The 22,279-nt window shown below is 40.8% G+C and carries 19 protein-coding genes; 8 read left to right on the top strand and 11 right to left on the bottom strand.

Annotated features, from left to right (window positions below):
• The first annotated feature begins 26 nt into the window (after positions 1 to 26).
• The gene (uvrB, locus tag H6F41_RS13250; protein ID WP_190403949.1) at positions 27 to 2,027 is read left to right on the top strand and encodes an excinuclease ABC subunit UvrB; all 2,001 of its coding nucleotides are present in this window, start codon (positions 27 to 29) and stop codon (positions 2,025 to 2,027) included.
• A 50-nt stretch (positions 2,028 to 2,077) separates the two neighbouring features.
• On the opposite strand, the gene H6F41_RS13245 is transcribed toward uvrB, so the two are convergent.
• Complete coding sequence (locus H6F41_RS13245; protein WP_190403948.1) at positions 2,078 to 3,538, bottom strand: sugar transferase; 1,461 nt, start codon at positions 3,536 to 3,538, stop codon at positions 2,078 to 2,080.
• A gap of 39 nt (positions 3,539 to 3,577) precedes the next feature.
• Positions 3,578 to 4,363, bottom strand: coding sequence for a WecB/TagA/CpsF family glycosyltransferase (locus H6F41_RS13240; protein WP_190403947.1), 786 nt, complete (start codon positions 4,361 to 4,363; stop codon positions 3,578 to 3,580).
• A gap of 94 nt (positions 4,364 to 4,457) precedes the next feature.
• Here H6F41_RS13240 and H6F41_RS13235 point away from each other — a divergent pair, with 94 nt between their 5' ends.
• Complete coding sequence (locus H6F41_RS13235) at positions 4,458 to 4,880, top strand: tetratricopeptide repeat protein (protein WP_190403971.1); 423 nt, start codon at positions 4,458 to 4,460, stop codon at positions 4,878 to 4,880.
• Between the two features lie 244 nt (positions 4,881 to 5,124).
• Positions 5,125 to 5,319, top strand: coding sequence for a hypothetical protein (locus tag H6F41_RS13230; RefSeq protein ID WP_190403946.1), 195 nt, complete (start codon positions 5,125 to 5,127; stop codon positions 5,317 to 5,319).
• 377 nt (positions 5,320 to 5,696) lie between these two features.
• Here the strand turns inward: H6F41_RS13230 and H6F41_RS13225 are convergent, their stop codons facing one another.
• The 8 genes from H6F41_RS13225 to H6F41_RS13190 form a co-directional block, all read right to left on the bottom strand.
• Positions 5,697 to 6,005 (bottom strand): DUF3155 domain-containing protein, encoded by a 309-nt coding sequence (locus tag H6F41_RS13225; protein ID WP_040689531.1) that lies wholly within the window; start codon positions 6,003 to 6,005, stop codon positions 5,697 to 5,699.
• Between the two features lie 168 nt (positions 6,006 to 6,173).
• On the bottom strand, positions 6,174 to 6,626 hold the full coding sequence (gene nrdR, locus H6F41_RS13220; protein WP_190403945.1) for a transcriptional regulator NrdR: 453 nt from the start codon (positions 6,624 to 6,626) through the stop codon (positions 6,174 to 6,176).
• 71 nt (positions 6,627 to 6,697) lie between these two features.
• Positions 6,698 to 7,867 carry a DUF3322 domain-containing protein gene (locus tag H6F41_RS13215; protein WP_190403944.1) on the bottom strand — a complete coding sequence of 390 codons (1,170 nt, stop codon included), beginning with the start codon at positions 7,865 to 7,867 and terminating at the stop codon, positions 6,698 to 6,700.
• Positions 7,860 to 11,213: an ATP-binding protein gene (locus tag H6F41_RS13210; RefSeq protein ID WP_190403943.1), complete on the bottom strand. Its 3,354-nt coding sequence runs from the start codon at positions 11,211 to 11,213 to the stop codon at positions 7,860 to 7,862. Before H6F41_RS13210 ends, H6F41_RS13215 begins: the two co-directional genes overlap by 8 nt.
• Entirely contained in the window at positions 11,203 to 11,769 is a 567-nt protein-coding gene (locus H6F41_RS13205) for a DUF4194 domain-containing protein (protein ID WP_190403942.1), read from the bottom strand. Before H6F41_RS13205 ends, H6F41_RS13210 begins: the two co-directional genes overlap by 11 nt.
• A 13-nt stretch (positions 11,770 to 11,782) precedes the next feature.
• Positions 11,783 to 13,234: a DUF3375 domain-containing protein gene (locus tag H6F41_RS13200; protein WP_190403941.1), complete on the bottom strand. Its 1,452-nt coding sequence runs from the start codon at positions 13,232 to 13,234 to the stop codon at positions 11,783 to 11,785.
• Positions 13,235 to 13,435: 201 nt separating this feature from the next.
• Complete coding sequence (locus tag H6F41_RS13195; RefSeq protein WP_190403940.1) at positions 13,436 to 14,779, bottom strand: pyridoxal phosphate-dependent decarboxylase family protein; 1,344 nt, start codon at positions 14,777 to 14,779, stop codon at positions 13,436 to 13,438.
• Positions 14,780 to 14,820: 41 nt separating this feature from the next.
• Positions 14,821 to 16,473 carry a dipeptide ABC transporter ATP-binding protein gene (locus H6F41_RS13190; protein WP_190403939.1) on the bottom strand — a complete coding sequence of 551 codons (1,653 nt, stop codon included), beginning with the start codon at positions 16,471 to 16,473 and terminating at the stop codon, positions 14,821 to 14,823.
• 128 nt (positions 16,474 to 16,601) lie between these two features.
• Between H6F41_RS13190 and H6F41_RS13185 the strand changes: the two genes are divergently transcribed.
• On the top strand, positions 16,602 to 17,021 hold the full coding sequence (locus H6F41_RS13185) for a bacteriohemerythrin (RefSeq protein WP_190403938.1): 420 nt from the start codon (positions 16,602 to 16,604) through the stop codon (positions 17,019 to 17,021).
• Positions 17,022 to 17,069: 48 nt separating this feature from the next.
• On the opposite strand, the gene rpmF is transcribed toward H6F41_RS13185, so the two are convergent.
• Entirely contained in the window at positions 17,070 to 17,249 is a 180-nt protein-coding gene (gene rpmF / locus H6F41_RS13180; RefSeq protein WP_190403937.1) for a 50S ribosomal protein L32, read from the bottom strand.
• A gap of 206 nt (positions 17,250 to 17,455) precedes the next feature.
• Between rpmF and H6F41_RS13175 the strand changes: the two genes are divergently transcribed.
• The 4 genes from H6F41_RS13175 to H6F41_RS19390 all read left to right on the top strand — a co-directional run.
• On the top strand, positions 17,456 to 19,087 hold the full coding sequence (locus tag H6F41_RS13175; RefSeq protein ID WP_190403936.1) for a SagB/ThcOx family dehydrogenase: 1,632 nt from the start codon (positions 17,456 to 17,458) through the stop codon (positions 19,085 to 19,087).
• 42 nt (positions 19,088 to 19,129) lie between these two features.
• A complete protein-coding gene (locus tag H6F41_RS13170) occupies positions 19,130 to 20,554 on the top strand; it encodes an O-antigen ligase domain-containing protein (protein WP_190403935.1) in 1,425 nt (474 codons plus the stop codon).
• A 23-nt stretch (positions 20,555 to 20,577) separates the two neighbouring features.
• Complete coding sequence (locus H6F41_RS13165; protein ID WP_190403934.1) at positions 20,578 to 21,681, top strand: glycosyltransferase; 1,104 nt, start codon at positions 20,578 to 20,580, stop codon at positions 21,679 to 21,681.
• A 403-nt stretch (positions 21,682 to 22,084) separates the two neighbouring features.
• Positions 22,085 to 22,279: IS1 family transposase (locus H6F41_RS19390; RefSeq protein ID WP_206754052.1), on the top strand; the 195-nt coding region annotated here is incomplete at its 3' end.

Raw genomic sequence — 22,279 nt, 5'->3', positions numbered from 1 at the left:
TGATTACCTCATCATCACTAGATCCTATGGCACTGTTCGATATCCGTACTCCTTGGCAACCCACCGCCGATCAGCCTAAAGCGATTGAGCAATTGCTATCAGGGCTGCAAAAGGGAATGCGCTACCAAACTCTTTTGGGGGCAACAGGTACAGGAAAAACTATGACCGTTGCCAATGCGATCGCAAAATATCAAAAGCCAACCTTGGTACTTGCCCATAACAAAACCTTAGCGGCACAGCTTTGCAATGAACTGCGCGAGTTTTTTCCCAATAATGCCGTTGAATATTTCATCAGTTATTACGACTACTATCAGCCTGAAGCCTATATTCCCGTCACCGATACCTATATCGAAAAAACGGCTTCAATTAATGATGAAATTGATATGTTGCGGCACTCCGCAACGCGATCGCTATTTGAACGCAAAGATGTGATCGTAGTAGCTTCCGTAAGCTGTATCTATGGTTTAGGGATTCCTGAAGAATATCTCAAAGCCTCTATTCCCTTGGGTGTCGGTATCGAATATGACCAAAGAGAACTTTTGCGATCGCTAACCAATGTTCAGTACGAGCGCAATGATGTGGAAATGGGGCGCGGCAAGTTTCGCGTCAAAGGTGACATTTTAGAAATTGGGCCTGCCTATGAAGATCGCACAATTCGGATTGAATTTTTTGGCGATGAAATCGAAGCAATTCGCTACGTTGATCCTGTAACTGGTGAAATTTTACAAAGTTTAGAATCTTTAAATATCTATCCTGCGAGACACTTTGTTACCCCCACTGATCGTCTAGAAATAGCCTGTGCAGAAATCAAAGAAGAACTAGATGCTCGTTTAGAAGAATTAACCAATGCAGGAAAACTTCTAGAAGCACAACGCTTAGAGCAACGCACTAAATATGATTTGGAATTACTTCAAGAAGTTGGCTTTTGTAATGGCGTAGAAAACTATTCTCGGCATCTCGCAGGTCGTCAAGCGGGCGAATCTCCAGCATGTTTAGTGGATTATTTTCCCAAAGATGATTGGCTGCTGATTGTCGATGAATCCCATGTGTCCATCCCCCAAATTCGCGGTATGTACAATGGCGATCGCGCTCGCAAAATGACGCTCATCGATCATGGTTTTCGCTTACCCAGTGCGGCTGATAACCGACCTCTCAAGGCTGATGAATTTTGGGGTATGGTCAAACAATGTATTTTTGTGTCTGCAACCCCAGGCGATTGGGAAATGGAAGTTTCCGAGCAGGTAGTGGAACAAATCATTAGGCCAACGGGTGTGACTGATCCCGAAATATCGGTGCGTCCCACGGAAGGACAAGTGGATGATCTCTATCACGAAATCCAAGAACGCATCAAACGCAAGGAAAGGGTATTAATCACTACGCTCACCAAAAAAATGGCTGAGGATTTAACTACTTACTTTCAAGAACGAAATCTCGCGGTTCGTTATCTCCATTCAGACATCAAATCAATTGAACGCATTGAAATTCTCCAAGATTTACGCCGAGGTACATTTGATATTTTGATTGGGGTTAACCTATTGCGCGAAGGTCTGGATTTGCCTGAAGTCTCATTAGTGGCAATTCTTGATGCTGATAAAGAAGGATTTTTACGGGCCGAGCGATCGCTCATTCAGACGATTGGACGGGCAGCCCGCAATGTTGATGGACAGGTGATTATGTATGCCGATCGCATGACTAACAGTATGGAAAAGGCGATTTCGGAAACGGAGCGTCGTCGTCGGATTCAGACAAAATACAACCTAGACAATCAGATTCAACCCCGCTCAATTGTGAAATCGATTGAAGGTAATGCAATTTTAGATTTCCTATCGGTATCCCGTCGTCTCAATGAGCGTCAGCTTGAATATGCCGTTAATCACGCTAAGGAAATATCTCTCGATGATATTCCTAATCTGATCGAACAACTGGAAGCTCAAATGAAGGATGCGGCGAAAAAACAAGAATTTGAGCAAGCCGCAGCCTACCGCGACAAAATCAGGTCTCTACGTGATCGTTTGCTAGGCAAGTAATTATATGGCGCGATTAGAAGTGGCAATTTATGAATTGCCACTTCTAGATTTTAGTAAGCACCTTTCCCAAATAGCACCAGTCGCACCGTCTCAATCAAAATTTCCAAATCGAAGTTAAGTGACCAGCGATCGATATAAAACAAATCTAGCTTTGCCACATCATCAATGGTGTCGAGATCCGAGCGTCCTGAAATTTGCCATAAACCTGTAATTCCGGGCATGACTAGATGGCGGGTGTGATGCCAGTCGGTGAATTTCGCTACATCTCTTACGGGTAATGGACGCGGTCCAACCAGACTCATCTGCCCCAGCAACACATTAAATAATTGAGGTAATTCGTCGAGACTAGTACAGCGCAAAAAATGCCCGATCGGGATAATGCGTGGATCTCGTTCAATTTTAAACATCACGCCATCAGTGCTTTTGTTGAGATGTTCTAGCTCCGATTGACGACGATCGGCATCCATGAACATACTGCGAAATTTCCACATCCGAAAGGACTGACCATGTAATCCAATCCGATCTTGGGTATAAAAGACGCTGCCCCTAGAACTAGTTTTTATTGCGATCGCAATTGCCACAAATAGGGGTGATAGCACTATTAAGCCAATCCATGCCGCCACCAGATCCAGACAGCGCTTGAATATATATTCCCAATTTCCCAGTAACGATGACTCAATCCGAATCATCGGCATGGAGGCAAAAATCTCTGGAGTTCCTCGACGATGCAGCAACATCAAGCTAGAGGGAACTAGTCGCAGTCCAATCCCGACATTGCGAAGTTGCCAATATAACTGTGAGGCTAGTTGGGTTTCGGGTAAGCCTTCGGCAATTACTTCCTTTGCCCCAGAGTTAATAATCGATTGGATTGAATGGGATGTATTGGCAAGGGATGAAGTCAGTACCCCGACAACTTTATAACCTGTCCTTTTTTCGATAATATTTGCCAAATATGGCAGACGATCGCTGGTGGCGATGATAAATACGGGTGTATGAATTCTGGCGATCGGGAACTGGTCTAGCAGCAAAGTCAAGAGCAACCGCATTCCAATAATTACGATTACGCTACCAATCCAGACTGGAAAAAATAGCGATCGCGGCGGGTCTACCATCGGATTGTAAAAATAGCAAACTACTAAAGATGATAAATAAACGCCACTAATAATCTGCGCCTGCTTAACATAGTTGCGCCATTGTGACTCTCCACGGTAAAAATTTTGAGAGGCAAACCCAATCACCAATACCCCCGCAAACGCCCAAAACAGCCCTGTTAATCCTGCAAATTCTCCCCAATCCAGCTCTGGTGGCAATGGAGAAAACCCGCGGTTAAGATTTAGGGAAGACTTCCATGCGATCCCTAATCCCAAAATATCGGCAGCTATTAGTAACAGCGATCGCAACCAATTAAAATCACCCAGATCCCAAGGTTTGATCTGCCGCCCTGCGCGGATATCGTGTTTTTTAGGATGCTTTTTGTTGCTGGTTGGTTTGCGATCGCTACTCACGCGCATATTCCTCTTCTACTCTCAATCTGATTCTGGATCACAAATTTACTTCTTAAAGCTATCGACTAGCTTGCCCATAATTCTTCGCAAGTGCTGTATGCCAAACAAAATTACAAAATAAGGATTATTAATCAAATAGCGCTGCCATAGACGCATTGGCTCTTGAGTCAATCGATATAACCATTCCAAACCCATTGCCATCATCCACCTTGGCGCTTGAGCTACCTGTCCGCTAAGAAAGTCGAAGGCAGCACCGACACCAATCATCACGGCAGTTAATTTAGGTTGGGCAGAGCTCATCCAAAATTCTTGCTTGGGGCAGCCAAGGGCAACCAAGATAACTTTTGCCTCTGATTTTGCAATAAGGTTTATATCTGTGGCTAATTGTTGTTCAAAATCAGGGGCATCAATTTGGAAATAGGGAGGCGCATGTTTACCTGCGATCGCTAAATTAGGAAATCGTAATTTTAAATTTTGCTCTAATCGATTGAGTGTCTCCGTTGTTGCCCCAAAAAGATAAATGGGTAAATTCTCGGTTACTGCCCGATCGCACCACGCCAGCATTAAATCTGGGCCATAAACCCTCTGTTGCTGTTTCATACCTAGCGATCGCAACCCCCAAACTAACGGCATTCCGTCGGGGGTGACAATTTCGGCATTAGCTAATACTTGACAGTAACGTCGATTCCAATAGGCTGTCATTACCACATGCACGTTTGCCGCCACGATGTAAGCAGCTTGATGTTGCCTGACAAGACTAACAATGCGATCGCAAGTATCTGTATAGCTAGTGGCATCAACCCCAACATTCACAATTGATATACGCTCCATGATCACCAATTCTAAATGTTGACTGCAATATCTTTGCACCAATATGCTAATATCACTAAGGCAAAAATACGGCTTTGGAGTTTTGATTCGCTCGATGAATACAGAAATTGCGGAAGATTTATTCACTCAAGGTTTAGAACGCTACAAACAAGGTGAATCTGCGGCGACCTTAATTCCTGTGTTTGAAAAAGTATGTGAGCGCCAGCCCAAAGTTGCTAGTGGTTGGATTTGCTTATCTTGGTTATATTTACTCGATAACAATGCCAAACTTGCGGTCAAGGCAGCCCAAAAAGCAGTTAAAATTGCCCCCGAAGATCCCCAAGGTCGAATTAATCTGGCGATCGCCATGCTAGAGCTATCGCAAAAAGGTGTGCGCGAACAAGTTGAAGCCGCTCAAAACTGGCTAATGATTCTCAAAGACATTAAGCCAGAGATTGTTGAGAATTTTGAAGAAGGTCTACGCCGCCGTCCAGACTGGAAAGCCCTTGAAAAGGTTAGGGACTGGCTACTAAACTAAATTTTAAACGAATAAAAGAACGCAACTTTTATATAAATCAATATTTGTTAATCGTATTTGATGTATTAATACAAATAACTTTATCTAAAATCATACAACTTCATATATGCGGTCGTTTTGTCATTAAAACTTAACAAAGGATTTCTGACAAGGGTGTTAGGCTACCTAAATATAAATAAACGAAGCTGACAATTTTTTAATTGTTGCACCTCCACATTCTTTTAATTAAAAGGAAGTTAATAAAATGATCTTAGAAAACGTTAAAGTCAAGCCTGACACCCGCAACCATAAAGGATTCTTTGTTTTGGAAGCCTCCTACAAATTGGTTAATATCGATGGTAACGGCTGGGCATTGATTTGCTTAGATGATTATGCCTGTCATTATGTCGATCCCGATGACCTCAAGTTGCCTAGAGGCTGGAAACAAAAAAGTAGCTAAGCTATTGATGCTTAGGTATTTGATTTCTGGGAGTTTTTTGTATGCTTGGTACTAAAAATTTAGCAACCATTAACTTAAATAGACTTAATAAACTGAATTTCAAATAAAAAGGAGCAAACATTGTTTGCTCCTTTTTGTTATTAGCTGCTTCCAGCAATATTATTATATTGATGTCTCAGTAAATCCCCATATTTAGACCCTATGAGCATCGTAGGCAGCTTACATGACCACAAATATTTCTTATTCTCAATCTCAGATTAAATACTGCTTTGGGTATAAGGAAATATTTGTAATCACATGTAAACTGCTAAAAAATCATAAAAATATAAAAAGCAAAAAGATCAAGCTCTCAGTGGTTTTAGAAAGTCAATAAAAACTTATCTACAGCCTGCAAGTGCAACTTCTCTTTCTTCGGGTGGTTTCAAACTGGGGAACAAGAAGTGATTTTCTTCAACATACTGTGCTCCGAACAGTCCCTTTTCTGCCCAGAAGTATCGATCTGTTGTATGCTCGTTACGTCTTACAAGCAACAGTGCTGGAGGAAGAATGCCATGTGTGTGAATGTACTTACGTGCAGCCGTCACAGGCTTGTCTTCGCCGCTATCGATACTAAATTGAGGAATATGTTCTAGGATTTTGCGCCCTTCTTGGCGACGTCTACTTTTCCGCTTACGTCTCCTTGCCAAATCAATACCTCCTAATTTAGACCCTGAAATGCGATCGGGATTACAAAAACATTGTCATTATAGCTAGGGTAAATAAGAAATTTCAACTTTTCTTTACAAATTTTTGTCACTTTTGTTTTTTTGCACCTTAATTTGATACAGTTTTAGGCTTTCAACCGAAAATCATGCTTAATTTGCGGCAAAGTGGTTTAAAGCTTCAGCAAAATCTCTTACCCCCTTAAACTGACGATAAACGGAAGCGAATCTGACATAGGCAACTTCACTAACATTTTGCAAATATTGCAGCACCATTTCCCCGATTTCGACACTGCTAACTTGATGGCGATCGCGTACCTGTAGTTGTGCTTCGATTTCGTCAATGATGGATTCTAATGCGGCTTGGGATACGCCAGTTTTTTCGCAAGCGCGAATCATGCCGCGTAATAGTTTAGAGCGATCAAAGGATTCACTAGCCCCATCGCGCTTTAAAACCGTAATCGGCACAAATTCGATGCGTTCGTAGGTGGTAAATCGACGCTGACAATTGAGACATTCTCGTCTGCGTCGGATACTACAGCCTGCCTCTGCCGAACGAGATTCTAAAACACGGCTATCGGTATGCTGACAAAACGGGCAGAGCATGACATATCTCAAAAACTTTGTGTATAGTGCGGCGCTTGGCGCTATATACAACTGTAAATTATGATGGTCAATTATCTCGCAATATGTTGAAGGCAATTCTCTAGTATCTGATTGGCGTAAGTTTGAGTAATACGCTCTTGTTCTAGACGTTTTTGGTACATTGCCAGATGATTATATGTAGCTTTTTCTTCAGGGGTTAGATGAGGCAAATTATCAAGACTAGTGACTAGTATCGAAACAGCAAATTCTTGGAAGGCTTCAAATGTTTTTGTATCCATCATGGTGGAAATTGTTTGCGGGAAGTAAGAACGCAGTTGAGAGAGTATTCTAAAACCATGATCGTCTAAATCACCCCAATAAAAAATAGGGCAGTTTGACAGCCAAACAACAGATTTTAGATTTTGAACTGCGTATCCACCACCCCAAATTGCAAAGCTATTTTTTAAATAAGGTAGAGTCAGAAAATTCATTGAGTTTTCGGTAATAAAGCAAGGATGATTTATTAGATTAATTTGACTGAATTCCGAGAGGGGAATACTAATATCGGAGGATGGAAATTTATATTTTTCCTTTAAAATGGGATCTAAGAGTCTAATTCTAATTTGAGGTTCTTTGTACTTTAAAGAGAACCTCTTCTCAAATTTATGCTCATTTCCATTTTCTACTGATACAAGCTGATCAATTGGTAGAATTGCTTCCAGAAGGTTACCAGTTATCCCTTTATTTTGCTCAATAAATTTTGTGTGAACTTGAATAGGAAGTTCTCGAATATAGAGATTGGGCTTTGGGTTATTTTGAAAGTATTCACAAACCTTGAGTAATTCGTTCCAGCGATCGCTATGCTCGACTATTTTTAGAGGATTACGACGAAGCCATTGCTCTAATTCAGGTACTCTTGCTCGAATTAATGCTATGTCTTGCTTAAACTTTGTAACTTCTTTTTGCTTGTTGATAAGCTTTAAGTAGTCTTGCTCTGTTTCGACAAAAACTCTTTTAGGTAATGATTGCTCTCCATATTGCTGAGTTTTTGTAGTTTCTAGTTCAATGGTATAGCCATATCTCAAGGATTGTTTTGATTTATCTATTAATTCATTAACTGATTTTCGTAATTCCAGAAAATCCTTTGGTCGCTTACCTACAGAAAAGTCTATGGGAAAAAATTTTTCTCCTGTAACTAGAGAAACTAAAAAAGATGAGTAGGACTTATGGGCTTTATCTTTAATTTCAGTAGGATTAATCATGCTTGGAAGTTAGTGCAAGTTGACGTTTTTCTTGGTATTCTTCGATGGTGATTGGTAATATGCGCGAATAATTCCCTTCAGACTTATTATCTACAAAATGAATTGTGGAAATATAAGACTCAATCACGTTTATTTTATCTTTTGGTGTAACTACTAAAAGTTGGAGATCTAGATTTTTAAATAGTTGCATTGCATATCGAGCGTTACTATCGTCTGATTTGCTAAAGGCTTCATCAATAACCACAAACCTAAAAGATCTTGACTTGCCTGTACTTTGATTGAGTCCAAATTGATAGGCGATCGCTGATGCCAAAATAGTATAAGCAAGCTTGACTTTCTGTCCACCAGATTTCCCTGAAGAGTCAGTATGATGTTCTTTTTCGGCGTTGTCTGAGATGTAACGTTCGCTTACCGAAAATTCTAGCCAGTTACGGACATCTGTAACTAAACTCGTCCATCGATCTTCAGCCTTGAACCGTTCAATTAGTCGCGTTTGAATATTCTGAAAACGTTCTTCATTATCTTCAGCAGTTTGACGGGCAACATTACCTAAGCAAATTTTTAAGTCTTCTTTAAAGTCTCGAATCTCACGGCTACGACTTGTATCACAGCACAGCTTAATATAGGTAGAGTCTGTGTAATTAATTGTTTGCAGCGATTTATTCAGTTCATCGATAGCCTGTTCAATTTCTTCTTCCTGTTTCTCTAGAGCGCTTTTAAACATGGAAATAGAAATAATGACTTTCTCATTCATTAATTGCTTAAAGCGTTGTTCATGTTGTGGCAAGTCATCTTGTTCAATTTGAGCTTTGAGCTTCTGATATTCGCCCAAAAAATCGAGAGTTGCTCCCATTTCTGAAGTTGTCTCGGGAAAATCTTTGACAAAATTAGCCATCGACTTTTCAATTCTATTGCTGGATTCACTTACTCGTTGCTCCTGTTGACGTAGTTTTTGCTGAAACTCATCTTTTAAGCTGTTTTCATCTTTAGAGATTGTTTCGAGTATCATCGAATATTCTCTAAGTCTTTTTGCCAGATACTTCTCAAATGCTTCAAGTTCTGAAGATAAAACTGACTGTGATTTCATTTCACACTGAGATTGATCTTTTTTATAGACATCTTGCCTATTTTCTAACGTCTGAATTTCTCGAATTAATTGCTCTTTTTCCTGTTCTACTTGAAGGATTTCCTTTTGAGTAGTTTTAAGTTGAGCTTCTAGCCGTTTAAGTTGATCAGAGCTTGCCTCTAACTCCTGTTTTTGTTTCTGGAGATTAAGTCGTTCAGCCTCGACCGATCGCCAGTCAACTTCAGCGAAATCAACAAACCTCATAAAATCTTGTAATCGAGATACTTGTTCTTGCTTTTGCTTGCGCTGAGTCTCTAGCAACTGGACTTGTTTGTTAATTTGAGCAATTTTTTGATTGATTTGCTGTAATTCAGCTTCTAGAGCGTTGATTTTACTGATATTACTCCAACCTAAAATATATTGACCGCGATCACCTATAGCAAAACGATCATTTTTCTCGTGTTTTTCCCCGCCATGTTTAATTAACCCATTCTGAGTAATCGCACGAGTCTCATGCTGAAACTGTTCTTCCGTATCACAGCAAACATAGTTAAACTGCTTGCCTAGCTGATCTCGCAACCATTGAGCAAATATCTTATTCTCCTGCTTAATTTCTAATTTATGGGGAATCTGCTGTGGATCGAAAGCTCTTTGCATGGGATTAGCAACAATGGAAGTAACACGGTAATAAATCAGCCGTCCCCGTAAATTGGTGCGATTGACGTAGGTATTAACTTTTTGGTAATTGGCATCATCAACCAATACACATAAACCAAAGTTGCGTAGTAGTCTCTCGATCGCACCTTCCCATTCTTGCGCTTCTGGTCTAACTTGTAATAATTCACCAATAAAGGGAAGATTATCACTGTCTAGGTTTAAGGCATGGGCAAGGCGATCGCGGATATCCAGACTATTAGTAGGAATTTGGCTCTTGCGACTGCGTAAAGATTGTAGCTCTTTCTCTAGTTCATTTTTGTGCTTTTGCAGATCAGCCTGTAACAGCTTTTGTTCATCTCGTTGTGCTTCTAAGGTTTGTAAAACTGCATCAATTTCTTGTTTAAGAGCCTCTCCTTGAGTTCTAGAAGAATGGAAGGTATCAAAATCGCTGTACTCAGGGAAGTTTAACTTTTGAGTAAGTCGATTGTATTCTTCAGATTTTTTCTTTCTTCTATTTACCTCTTGCTGACTTAGCTCAATTTCTCTCGTCAATTCTTGCAAACGCTGCCCCACCGTATCTTGTTTGATCGTAAAATCTAGGGTTTTCTCGTCTTGACGTAAATTTGCTAAACGAAGGTCGCTTTGATTGCGTTGGGCTTGTAATTGCGTCAATTTTTGGGCGATCGCCTGTAGCTCTTGTGTTAATAGATTAAATTTCTTGGCAGCAAAAAATGCTGGTGCAATAGATAGGAGTTTCTGTAAGTTGGCAACCTCATTTTTAAATTTTGTGTATTTTTCTGCTTCGTCTGTGATGGGTTGTAGAGCATCCAGTTGTTTTCGAGCTTTTTGAATTGCAGTATGAGAAACTGTCAGATTTTCATAGCTTTCTTGCAACTCACGGATTTTAGTTTGCACATCAGTTTTTTCGAGCATATGGTTACGCACAAAATCATTTAAGCCACCAATCTCCTTGATACTGACAGTTTGATTAAATAAATCTAAGGCTTTTTCCGATTGAAACCCAAAGCGTTTGCGAAATTGTTGACTGTATTTACTAAATTCATCAAATATCTCAATATTGTTTGCCTTTAAATATTTCTTTAGGTCAGCAATATTTTTGGATTGCGAGAAATGCGTGGCGATCGCTAATTCTGCATCGGCAATCACAAAAAATTTGCGTACTGAAGTATTTTCCATCCATAAAACTTCTGCCAAGGTTACATCTTGCTTGCTTGCGCGATCGCTAAAGTATGCCAACAAAACTGAGATTGTGCCTTTATCGCGTAATATTTTAGGCTTTGATCCATAAGAATCTTCAGAACGAGTACGACCATAGGCTCCCTGCACATAGCTTTTCTCTTCCCGTTCTTTCTTGCCTGTTGAGCTAGAAGCTTGATTATAGTTGCGCTTTCGATTGGGAACTAACAACGTTAACAACCCATCGACTAAAGTCGATTTTCCTGAACCATTAGCACCAGTTAGTAATCCAATTTCCCCTTTCAAATCGATTACCCAAGGGCGTTGGTCAAATGTCCCCCAATTCAAAACTTCAAATCTTTGCAAGCGAAATCCTGCGGTCGGAATCGAAGTATTGTCAAATTGTTCAATTAAGCTAGTTTGCATAGTTTTCTAATTTTTTCTTTAAGAGTTCAAGCATTTCCGCATCAATTTTGGCTTTAATGATAGGACGGATTTCATAATTTTCATCCTGACCAGATAAGCGCTTCAGAAAGCCAAGTTCTAGCATCTGGTTGGTGAGGTTCTTCACTTCCTGTCGAAATTTGTCCTCATTATTTCTCTCTGGTAGAAATGGCTGTAGCAGATCTCGCAATTTTTCAATACTCACTATAAGTCGCCCAGTTGCGTCACTGGCATCAAATAATCGTAATTGCTCTCGCAATAACACGCAGAAAACTGTAACTTTAAAGCTCAATGGACGACGAACTGTCAGTCGAGGTAACGGTTCACTATGATCTTCGGGATCAGGATCTGGCTGCTCTAAATACGCAAATCCTTCCGTGTCATAGTTTTGGACTTGCAAGCCAATCTTACTAAAATATTCCTTAATGGGAGTCAGGTAACTTTGTAAACGCTCCCAATGTGGGTCATCACTGTAGATCACTCCTTGGAGGAGTTTGATCACAACAGGGGCATAGGCTAAAGGTGCTGTAGGCTGCATAGATTTAGAGAAATTATCGTCGGAAAATAATCTGTGGCACGGTCAGAGAAATTGGCTTTTCATCTTCTAAGCTATCAATTGTGAGTAATTCAATGGTACTAAGATTTATCGAGTGCTGTTCGGATTGCGCGGCGATCGCCACATAAGCCACAATCTCAGGTAATCCTTGCGTAACTGGGTAGAGTTGAATTAAGTCAGTTAAAGAGATAGTTGATGAATGTTCTAGGGTTTGAGCAATTCGTTGAGCCAATATATCTTCATCTAAATAAAACTGTTGACAAAGTTCGGTGATTTCCTCATCTAGTGCAATATCTTCTAAGTTTGTTAAATCCAGTGAAAACGTCGGTATTTCTGATTCTTCCAGTGAATGTAAAGGACGAGTCATTACAAGATGTGTCATCGGTTCGCCTTCTAGAACCCAAAAATCTATCTGTCTTGGTTCATGCTTAATCACCTGTAAAGCAAGACGTTGGACATCGTTGATCAACTCCGCAACTCGCCGATTTTCTCTCATGTTGCGCTCATCCAGCATTTGACGCAATTTTTCGGTCAATCGGTGGTTAGACTGCACAACATATTCACCAGCATCTAGTAAGCTTCTTTCAATGCGAAAAAGTAGCAGATTCTCTTGGGTTAATGGTTTTAATTCATCTAGTTGATAAACATTTTGAATCATAGATTTTAGTTCCTGACGCTTATCTGTTGACATCAGGAAGTTCCAAAAAGCATAAAAACTACGCCCTTGCGGTGAGTCTTTTAACTCTTGATCGGCATCTAAAACTCGACTGATCACCGCCCCTTTGCGAGTATCCTGCTGAAGTTGCGCTTCTTGAACCGTTCGAGCCAACTTCCGAAAATTTTGCTCAACATCTTTAAAATCAGCAATTAGTTGTCGTGCTACTTGGTTGGCAAACAGAAATCTTTCTTGCAATTGAGTCTGGGTATAGCGTTCAACCGTACCAGTTTCTCGAATTTGATCAATCTCTTGCTGAAGGCGATCGCGTTCATTTTCTAACTGAGTAATTCTTACCTCAATATCCGTTGTACTACGTTCTTGAGTCTCCTTTAGCAGCGCAAAAATTTGCAGAAAGCGAGATTCAGTCCCCACAAACTCATCTTTTTGTTGCAGATCCTCTAACCAAGCGATCGCCTTTTCAGTTTCAGGAGTAAGCGTAAATACTGGCTCATCGCTATTACTATCAAAGGTTTTTCGCAAAAGTCGATCATCACACCATTCATTGAGATAATCTTTTGGCTTTTGTAGATAGGTATTTGGCTCTAGATCTTGCAGATATTCTAAATAGTCGCTTAGCCTTGATTCCAAGTCTATTTGCGAAAGAGAAACCCGTTGAACTTGCTTAAACTGCCTATGTAAAAAGCTTAAGATTAAGGCAGCATTGCCTTTACGTAATAGTCTGAGAGTGGGAGAAGTTTCCAGTTCTCGTTTGATTTCCGCGTACTCCATATTTTTTCTCACTGCAACCAAGTTAGGATGCACAAGCAGAATCTCCCGATATTAATAGTAATGTTAGATTTTTGATATTTTACAAGATAAACATTAAAAACAACCAATATTTACCCAAATTTAGCGATTATATTTCATAAAACCTATTTTTGACCGAAATCAATATGATTAGCTATGATAACTTTCCAAGACACATCTTAACTAACCCGCATAAGGATGCAAAACTACGGCTTTAAGAATGCGATCGCCTTTCCAAAGTGGCAATGACAGCCATAATTTACCTTCGTCGATCCATTGCTGGCGCAATTCGACGCTACTGAGGCTCGGATTGTTAGATTTGAGACAGATAATATTGAGAGTTGGCTCACAAATAAGCTCTAGGTCGGTAGAATCTTCTACCCATTGCCGCAGATTATTTGATAGCTCAAGAGACCGCTCTACTAAGTAGCGACAACCTGAAATCCCCATCGATTTTAATGCCATCCACAATTTGAGGCTATCGGTGCGTCTTGTACCCTGCAAATTGAGATTGCCAAAGTTCAGAGCTTGATCGTCCATGTAGGGAAGCTCACCATCAAAGCCATCAACGAGGTGTTGCTTATCTTTGACAATCAACATGGCACAGGTTCGCGCCACCCATAACCATTTTTGAGGATTGAAGGTCATGGAGTCGGCAAGGTCACAGCCTTGAAATAGGGGTTGTAATTTTGGTGTAAACACACCTGCGCCACCATAGGCTGCATCGATATGGAACCAGCAATGATAACGTTTTGCAATTTCACCCACAGCTTGAATTGGATCAATTGCTCCTGTCACCGTTGTACCTGCGATCGCAGCCACAAAAAAAGGCTGTTTTCCTACCCTGATTGATTTCTGAATTGCTGATTCTAATTCCTCTAAAATGATCTCGCCACGATCATTAGTGGGAACACGGACTAAGTTCTCTTTGCCCACACCAATTACATTCATCGCCTTCTCAAAGGAAGTATGGGCAGCATCGGAGACAAAGGCAACAAGGTCGCTAGATTTACCCAAAGCTTTACTCTGTGGCTGTTTCCAGTTCCTCGCTAACAATAGTCCTGAAATATTGGCAAGGCTACCCCCTGCGGTGAGTGTACCGAAGCAATCAGTTCCCATTCCAAACAGATTGCCAAACCATTGCATCAGTTGGGCTTCCATGGTTGTAAAGATGGGCGCGAGTTCATAGCTGAGCATATTGTTATTGATTGCTGAAATGAGCGCATCCGCCCAGATGGTAATCGCGGCGGGGACACTATCCATATGTCCCATGTAACGCGGGTTTTGGAAATTAACGGTACGGGGCAAAATTTGCGATCGCACTTCTGTTAATAGCGCTGCTAGATCAGAACCATACTCAGGAATGCAAATATTAAAATCTGATTCGTCCTGTACAAAGGGCTGATTCTGCGTATCTAAGACCGAATCCACAATTAGATCGACAAAGGCATAGCCCAACTTTCGCATGTCTTCAAGATTGGAGCGATCGGGATTAAGAAAGTGCGAATCAAGGGAAAAGTCGGGCATTGTCAGGATTTTGAGTTAATATTGGCGCAAATTATTTGTCTTTAGCGATTGACATAGGGAATTCGGGGAATTGAGGCAATTAAAGCTTTGGTATATCCATCTTGAGGATTGCTCAACACATCAACAGTGCTGCCCTGTTCCAGAATCTTCCCGTTACGCATAACGGCAATGCGATCGCAAAAAAATTGGGCGACCGCCAGATCATGGGTAATGAAAATATAGGTCAGTTTAAATTCCTGCTTAAGATCTGCCATTAATTGCAAAACTTGGCTCTGAATTGAGGCATCGAGCATACTGACTGGTTCATCGCAGATCACTAATTTAGGATTAGTAATCAAGGCTCTGGCAATCGCCACCCGTTGCAACTGTCCACCCGATAGATCAGAAGGGTAACGCTCGGCAAGTTGCGAATTTAGCCCAACTTTTTCCAGAATTGCTGCAACTTTTTCACGGGCTGCTTCGAGATTGGGAGCAAGTTTATGGATTAATAGAGGATCAGCAACGCTACGAAATACGGTCATCTGCGGACTGAAGCAAGCACGGGGATCTTGAAAAATCATTTGCATTTGCGATCGCAGTCGGCGCATTTGCTTATCTTTGAGTTTGGTTAGTTCTACTCCCTCAAAACTCACCGATCCGCGATCGGGCTTAATTAATTGCAGGATGGCACGACCTGTCGTACTTTTGCCAGAGCCACTCTCACCAATAATGCCAAAGGTTTCGCCTGCAAATATCTCTAGATCAACACCATCGACGGCCTTAACTAATCCGCTAGTCGGATTTACTAAGCGGGTCAATACATTTCCACCTGTTACATAGTGCTTTTTGAGGTGGCTGACAGTGAGAATGACGCGACGGTCATGCACAGATTTTTGTTCTGGTATTTTGTCAGGTAATGATTGCGAAGATTGCCCTTGGCTAGGAGCTAAAGCCTCTGGATGAAAATGTAGCACCGAAGCGAGTAAGCTCTGAGTGTAGGGATGTTGAGGCTCACGGAAAATTTGTTCAACTGTACCAGTCTCCACGATCAAACCGTTGTACATCACCGCAATGCGATCGCAATATTCCGCCACCATTCCCAAATCATGGGTAACTAGTAGCAAACCCATAGAACGAATTTTACGTAAAGCTGTTAGCTCTTTCAGGATTTCGCTGGCAACAGTGACATCAAGGCTCGTCGTTGGTTCATCGGCAATTAACAGCACAGGATTGAGCAATAACGACAGTGCGATCGCCACTCGCTGGCGCATTCCACCGCTAAACTCGTGGGGATACTGTTTAGCGCGTGATGGGTCGATGCGGACAGATTGCAGCGCATCATGGAGACGTTGCTTGGCTGATTGTTTAGAAAGCTTGGGATAATGAGATGCTAATACTTCTAAGCCATGGTCTTCAATGCTCATCAAGGGATCAAGCCTTGTCATTGGATCTTGGAAAATCAGACCAACTTTTTCACCACGCCATGTACCATCTTTTTTCTCGGCGATCGCTTCGCCATCAATGCAGATTTGCCCCTCGATATGAGCATATTGAGGCAAAAGTTTAATTAGCGATCGCCCAATTGTTGATTTGCCACAGCCGCTCTCACCGATTAAACCGAGTGCTTCACCTGCTTGTAAATGAAAAGTAATATTATCGACGGCGGGAACTGCATTTCCGTAACGAACTGTTAAATTTTCTACTTCAAGCAGCATGTTTTTAAGACTGGTTATTTAAAGCGCTTCCAGCTAAAATATCACGCTTCTATGGTTGTTGAATACTTTCGGAGTTAAGCAAAAAGATTGGCGACAGCTATAATTAATCCAAGAATGGGAAAAACCATATGCAGAGATTTGAATGGACTGATGCTTTGAGTACAGGTGTACCAATGATCGACAGTCAACATAGAGAGCTGATTGCAGCTACGAATGAGATTGGGGAAGCCCTCGAAAGGGGAAATGGTACAAATGCAATTAAGAAATTATTGGTATTTCTTAAGTTTTATGCAGAATGGCATTTTGGTAATGAGGAGACCTGTGCCGCAAAGCACAGTTGTCCAATGGCTGGAGTCAATGAAGCGGCTCATCGCAAGTTTATCGATACCTTTGGCAAACTTCACGATCAATACCGCCAGAGCGATGCTAGTGAAGAAGTTGCCCTGCAAATCTACAACGAGCTTTGTGAATGGCTAGTGAGTCATATTTTAAAAATCGATACTCAAATTGGTGCTTGCATCAAAGAGAGCATGGCAAAACAGGCGTAACATCAATAAAAACAAAAAAGGCGAGCTTAGCTCGCCTTTTTTGTTTGATTACTCTTCTGTTTCTTCAGCCTCTTCAGCCATTGGGTAGACAAACCCATCATTTTTGCCTGAGAGGATGGACTTACCTAACGAAATAGCTCTTTGAGCATGAACTGCGGCTTTACGCTTCCATACTGCTTTGCGGCTATCTCGCTTAGATTTAGAAGTGCGCTTCTTGGGTACTGCCATGACGTGATCTCTATGTTAAATATGATGATTTTCTAAGCGTGAGGTATAAATTTCAAACTAGAAAATTTTTGACAACCTTTCTATCATATGCGAAATCACCAATCTTGCGATCGCAAATTTCTGCGAAACCAATAAAAGCAAATTAACTCATGAATTGCTCTGCTTTTATTGGTTTAACATTAGTTTAGCCGCCTATTTGCAAAGCCATGTCCGCAGACCGATCTTCCTTCGCCGAACATTATCACGAACGCACTAAGTATTCTCCTGCCACCCTCGCAAGTAAGAGTCAGGGATTAGACTGGAGCGCTCAACCATCTCCCTATAAAGATTATAAAATCGGCACTGTCTATGATCTCAAACCCTATCTAACTGAAGAAATTCAGTCAGATCGTGATGGGCTATTAGCTAGTCGTTGGCGCAGACTATCGCGGCTACTATTTTGTAGTTATGGCTTAACCGCAAGAGTACCCACCGTCACAGGTGAGGCATTTTATTTGCGGGCTGCTCCCTCAGCAGGCGGCTTATACCCTGCCGAAATATATTTGATTTCCGCAGGAACTCCGCTCCTATCCGCAGGGATCTACAACTACCAAGTCCGATCCCATAGTTTGGTTCACTTTTGGCAAGATAATAACGTTTGGGCTGGCTTGCAAAAGGCTTGTTTCAATCATCCAGCTTTGCAAAATACCCGATTTGCGATCGCGATCACGGCTGTATTTCACCGTTCAGCATGGCGCTATCAAGATCGCGCCTATCGCCGCATCTTTTTGGATACAGGACATTTGCTAGGCAATATCGAGCTAGCCAGTGCCATCGAGGACTATCAAGCCTCATTGATTGGTGGCTTTGCCGATGCAACGATCAATGAACTGCTATTTTTAGACCAACAAGTTGAAGGTACAATCGCCGTTGTCCCAATTCTTGACCTACAGGACGAAGAAAGTATTGGCAGAGGTCAAGAATCAAGACAACCGCTCCAGCGTCATTCACCTAATCTTTTTAGAGGAATGATGACGGCTCTACCATCCCAAATCGTGAATAATTACCCCAAACTCCCCGATGGTGAACTATTGGGTTATTTACATCAATCAACACAAATCACTAAAAAAATCGGCTTAGAACCTAGCAAACAAACATTACTGGAGCCGAAAGAATCAAAAATTTCTGAGCAAGGCAGCGAGTTAACACCTAACCAAGATTTAGATAAATACAACTTTCCTTTCTGTACAAGAGTTAGCACGAAAACAGGAAGTATTCACTGGGGTGACGATCTAGAGATGCTAGAAAATACAATCTTGCAACGACGCTCAACCCGTGAATATACAGGAGACAAATTAGAACTTGCCGAACTTAAAGCAATTCTCGACTTTACCTATCAACCCCAACACTATGCCGATCAAGGTATTGATGGTAATCCCGATTATTTCGATCTTAGCTTGATCGAAACCTTTGTTGCCGTGACAGGAGTACATGACTTAGAGGAAGGTTGCTACTACTATGCGCCCAAATCCCAAGAACTACGCCAAATTCGCTTTAAAAACTTTCGCGAAGAACTACATTATCTTTGTCTCGGTCAAGAGCTTGGGCGAGATGCAGGAGCCGTAATTTTCCATACCGCCGACCTCAAAAATGCGATCGCAAAATATGGCGATCGCGTCTATCGTTACTTACACATGGATGCAGGTCATTTAGGACAAAGACTAAACCTCGCTGCGATCGGCTTAGGTGTCGGCGTAAGTGGCATTGCAGGCTTCTTTGATGATCTCGTCAACGAAGTTCTCGGCATTCCCAACGATGAAGCAGTTCTATACATCACCACTTTAGGACGATCGCGCTAAAGTGGTGAGTTAACTAAATCTACAGAGAAATGGCAACAATTCATGAATTCTAGAGAAGATATTCAACAATTACTAGCATCTAATAAGAGATTTCAACCATCACAGATTACTGAAGCATGGTTTGTAATTGTGATATTTTCTTTTGTGACTTTAGTCTTACTAAGTACTGGAGGAGTTGGTGCTAAGGGATTAACAGTTATTTTCCCTTTAGGTTCTTTTGTTGTTAGCTGGTTTCTATATTTCCGACATCCCATATTCTATATAGGTTTTGTATGGTGGCTTTTCTTCTTGGCCTCATTTGTTAGGCGAGTTGCTGATTTAAATGCAGGTTCTTTTACTGACCCCAGCCCAATACTACTATCTCCTTTTTTGGCAAATATAGTGTGTATGCACACACTATATTTCAACTTACCTAAAGTTAGAGAAAATGGGACATTGCCCTTTATTTTATCCCTAGCAAGTATTTTTTATGGCTACTTAATAGGAATTATTCAAGGCGATTTTTTAGCTGCTTCAGTTAGATTGCTAGAATGGATATGTCCATTGCTATTTGGTTATCATTTGTGTGCTAATTGGCATCGTTATCCCGACTATAGACGCAATTTTATGCAGGTATTTTTATGGGGAGCGTTAGTAATGGGCGTATATGGCGTTTACCAGTTTCTTGTTGCTCCTGAATGGGATCGCTTTTGGTTAACTTCTTCAGGCATGACTTCTAGTTCTGGTATACCAGAACCTTTAGGTATTCGTGTATGGAGCACCTTAAATTCACCTGGTCCATTTGGTGATTTTATGGCAACGGCTTTAATAATCCTACTAAGTTGCCGTAGTGTTTTAGTTTTACCATCCGCAGTATTTGGCACTCTATCGTTCCTCTTAAGTATCGTAAGAACAGCATGGATTGGCTGGTTTTTAGGTGTGATTTATCTCTTTAAAACCTTGCCCACGAAACTAAAATTTGGAATGATTGCAACAATCATAGTATTATCGATAATAATCGTTCCCCTGAGTACAATTCAGCCATTGTCTACGACAATTGGAACAAGGTTAGAAACCTTATCGAATCTATCGCAAGATAATAGTGCTAGAGAAAGACAAGTAGCCTTTACCATTTTATTTGATGATGCAATTAGTAGTGTTGTTGGTAGAGGAATTGGAGGTTTTGATACAGACAGTGCTTTTCTAGTTTTAATGATTGAACTGGGATGGATTGGTTCTGTTCCCTATGTTATGGGAATGGGAGGTTGTATATTTTCAATTTTTTCATTTAAGCCCAGAAACGATGATATTTTTTTACCAGTTGTTCACGCAATAGTTATTAAGTCACTTTTTTTCTTACTAGCAGGCCCAACAATGAGAGGTTCACAAGGAATGTTACTGTGGGGGTTTATCGGTCTTGCCCTATCTGGCAAAAAATACTATCAAATCACGGAAAATAATCTTAAAAATTTAACAGATAACATTTAACTATTAATCAAACATAGAAGAATATGATTACATCGCCTAGACGATTACTGTTTTTAGTTAATGGCTCTGAAAGTAGTGCTGCTGGTATCCGTGCTCAACTTTTCGCAGATCGGTTTGATGATCAGTGGAAAATTCATTTTTGCTATCGACCTACGCGAAAGTGGCAAGGTATATTTTCTTTTATTCAAAACGCTTTAAATTTCCGTCCACATATTATATACGTGATTGATGTAGCTTACACAGGTGTGTTGTCAGGATTTGCTTCAAAAAAAATCCTAGGATGCAGACTAGTCATTGACTCTGGAGACGTTGCCTACGAATTAGCTAAGTCAAGTGGGAATTATAGTAAGGGTCAATTAGCCTTAATTAATGGCGTTGAAAATCTTGCATTGCATAATGCAGATCGATTTGTAGTTAGGGGAAGCTTTCATCAAGAATTTCTATCTCATCAAGGATTTAAGCATGTAGAGTTTATTCCTGACGGTGTAGAAGTTAATCGAGCGAAAATAGTTGACCCTAGAGAATTTAAGCAAAGTTTAGGGCTGAAAGATTTTTTAATTGTTGGATTAGTCGGCTCAATGGAATGGTCAGAGCGCCATCAAATGTGCTACGGATGGGATATTGTCGAGGCTATGGTGATGCTTAAAGATGAGCCGATTGCTGCCTTACTAATTGGTGATGGTAACGGCAAAGTTATTTTGGAGGAACGCGCAAGAAAATTGGGTGTGAGCGATCGAATTAAATTTGTAGGTCGTATTTCCTATGAAAATTTATCTACTTATATTTGTGCGATCGATGTCTGTATATCTACTCAATCTAATGATATTGTGGGAATGGTTCGCACAACAGGAAAATTGCCCCTCTATCTCGCCCATGGTCGATATGTAATTGCCACTGATGTTGGTGAAGCAAAAAAAGTATTGCCGAATTTAGGCTGTTTGTTGCCATATCAAGGAGTTAGAGATCCAGAGCATCCTAGACGACTTGCAAAGCATTTACAGCTGCTTTTGCAAGAACCGCAGAGACTAGAAGTTGCAGATAAAGCTAGGCAAGTAGCAACAGATAATTTTGATTATGATCTTTTGGGAAAAAGAGTGGTTTCTATGTGTGAGCAACTGATATTGTGAAGATAAAGCTTGTAAAAAACCACTGTTCTACTTTAGTTTGTATTTGAGAAATTTTCCAAAAGTCCGCCAAGTAGCTAGCAATTCTGATTATGGGACTATTCTACTGGCTTTCAGCGATTTACAGATTTGCAAATAATTGTTAAATCCTCTTTTTCAATAGTGCGGACAGAATTAGGAAATAGAGAAAAAAAGCCATTCATCGTATAAGGTGCGGTTATTGAACACCAGCACCAAAAATGAATAGCATAAATATCATACTACCCAGTCTACTGAGTAAACCCCAACAGAAGTTTCTGATAACACTGTTTTCGACAATATTGGTATTGTGCGGGAAAGTAAACGGTAATGTGTCACATTTGTTGGAAGATATAGTAGCATGGGCAAGAATAAGTAGGAAAAAAAGATGGTATTTGAAGCAGTGGAATGTCCCACATGCGGAGGTGTGGATATCCACAGACACGGACAAAGCGTCACAGGTAAAAAACGATACATTTGCTTAAATACGGAATGTATGCGAAAGACATTTATTCTTGATTACACCTATCAAGGGTATCGTCCAGAAGTAAAACAACAAGTAGCAGAAATGGCAGTCAATGGC

This window comes from Pseudanabaena mucicola FACHB-723 (assembly GCF_014696385.1).
Classification (GTDB): Bacteria; Cyanobacteriota; Cyanobacteriia; order Pseudanabaenales; family Pseudanabaenaceae; genus Pseudanabaena.
This window is presented reverse-complemented; position numbering and strand designations above follow the sequence as displayed.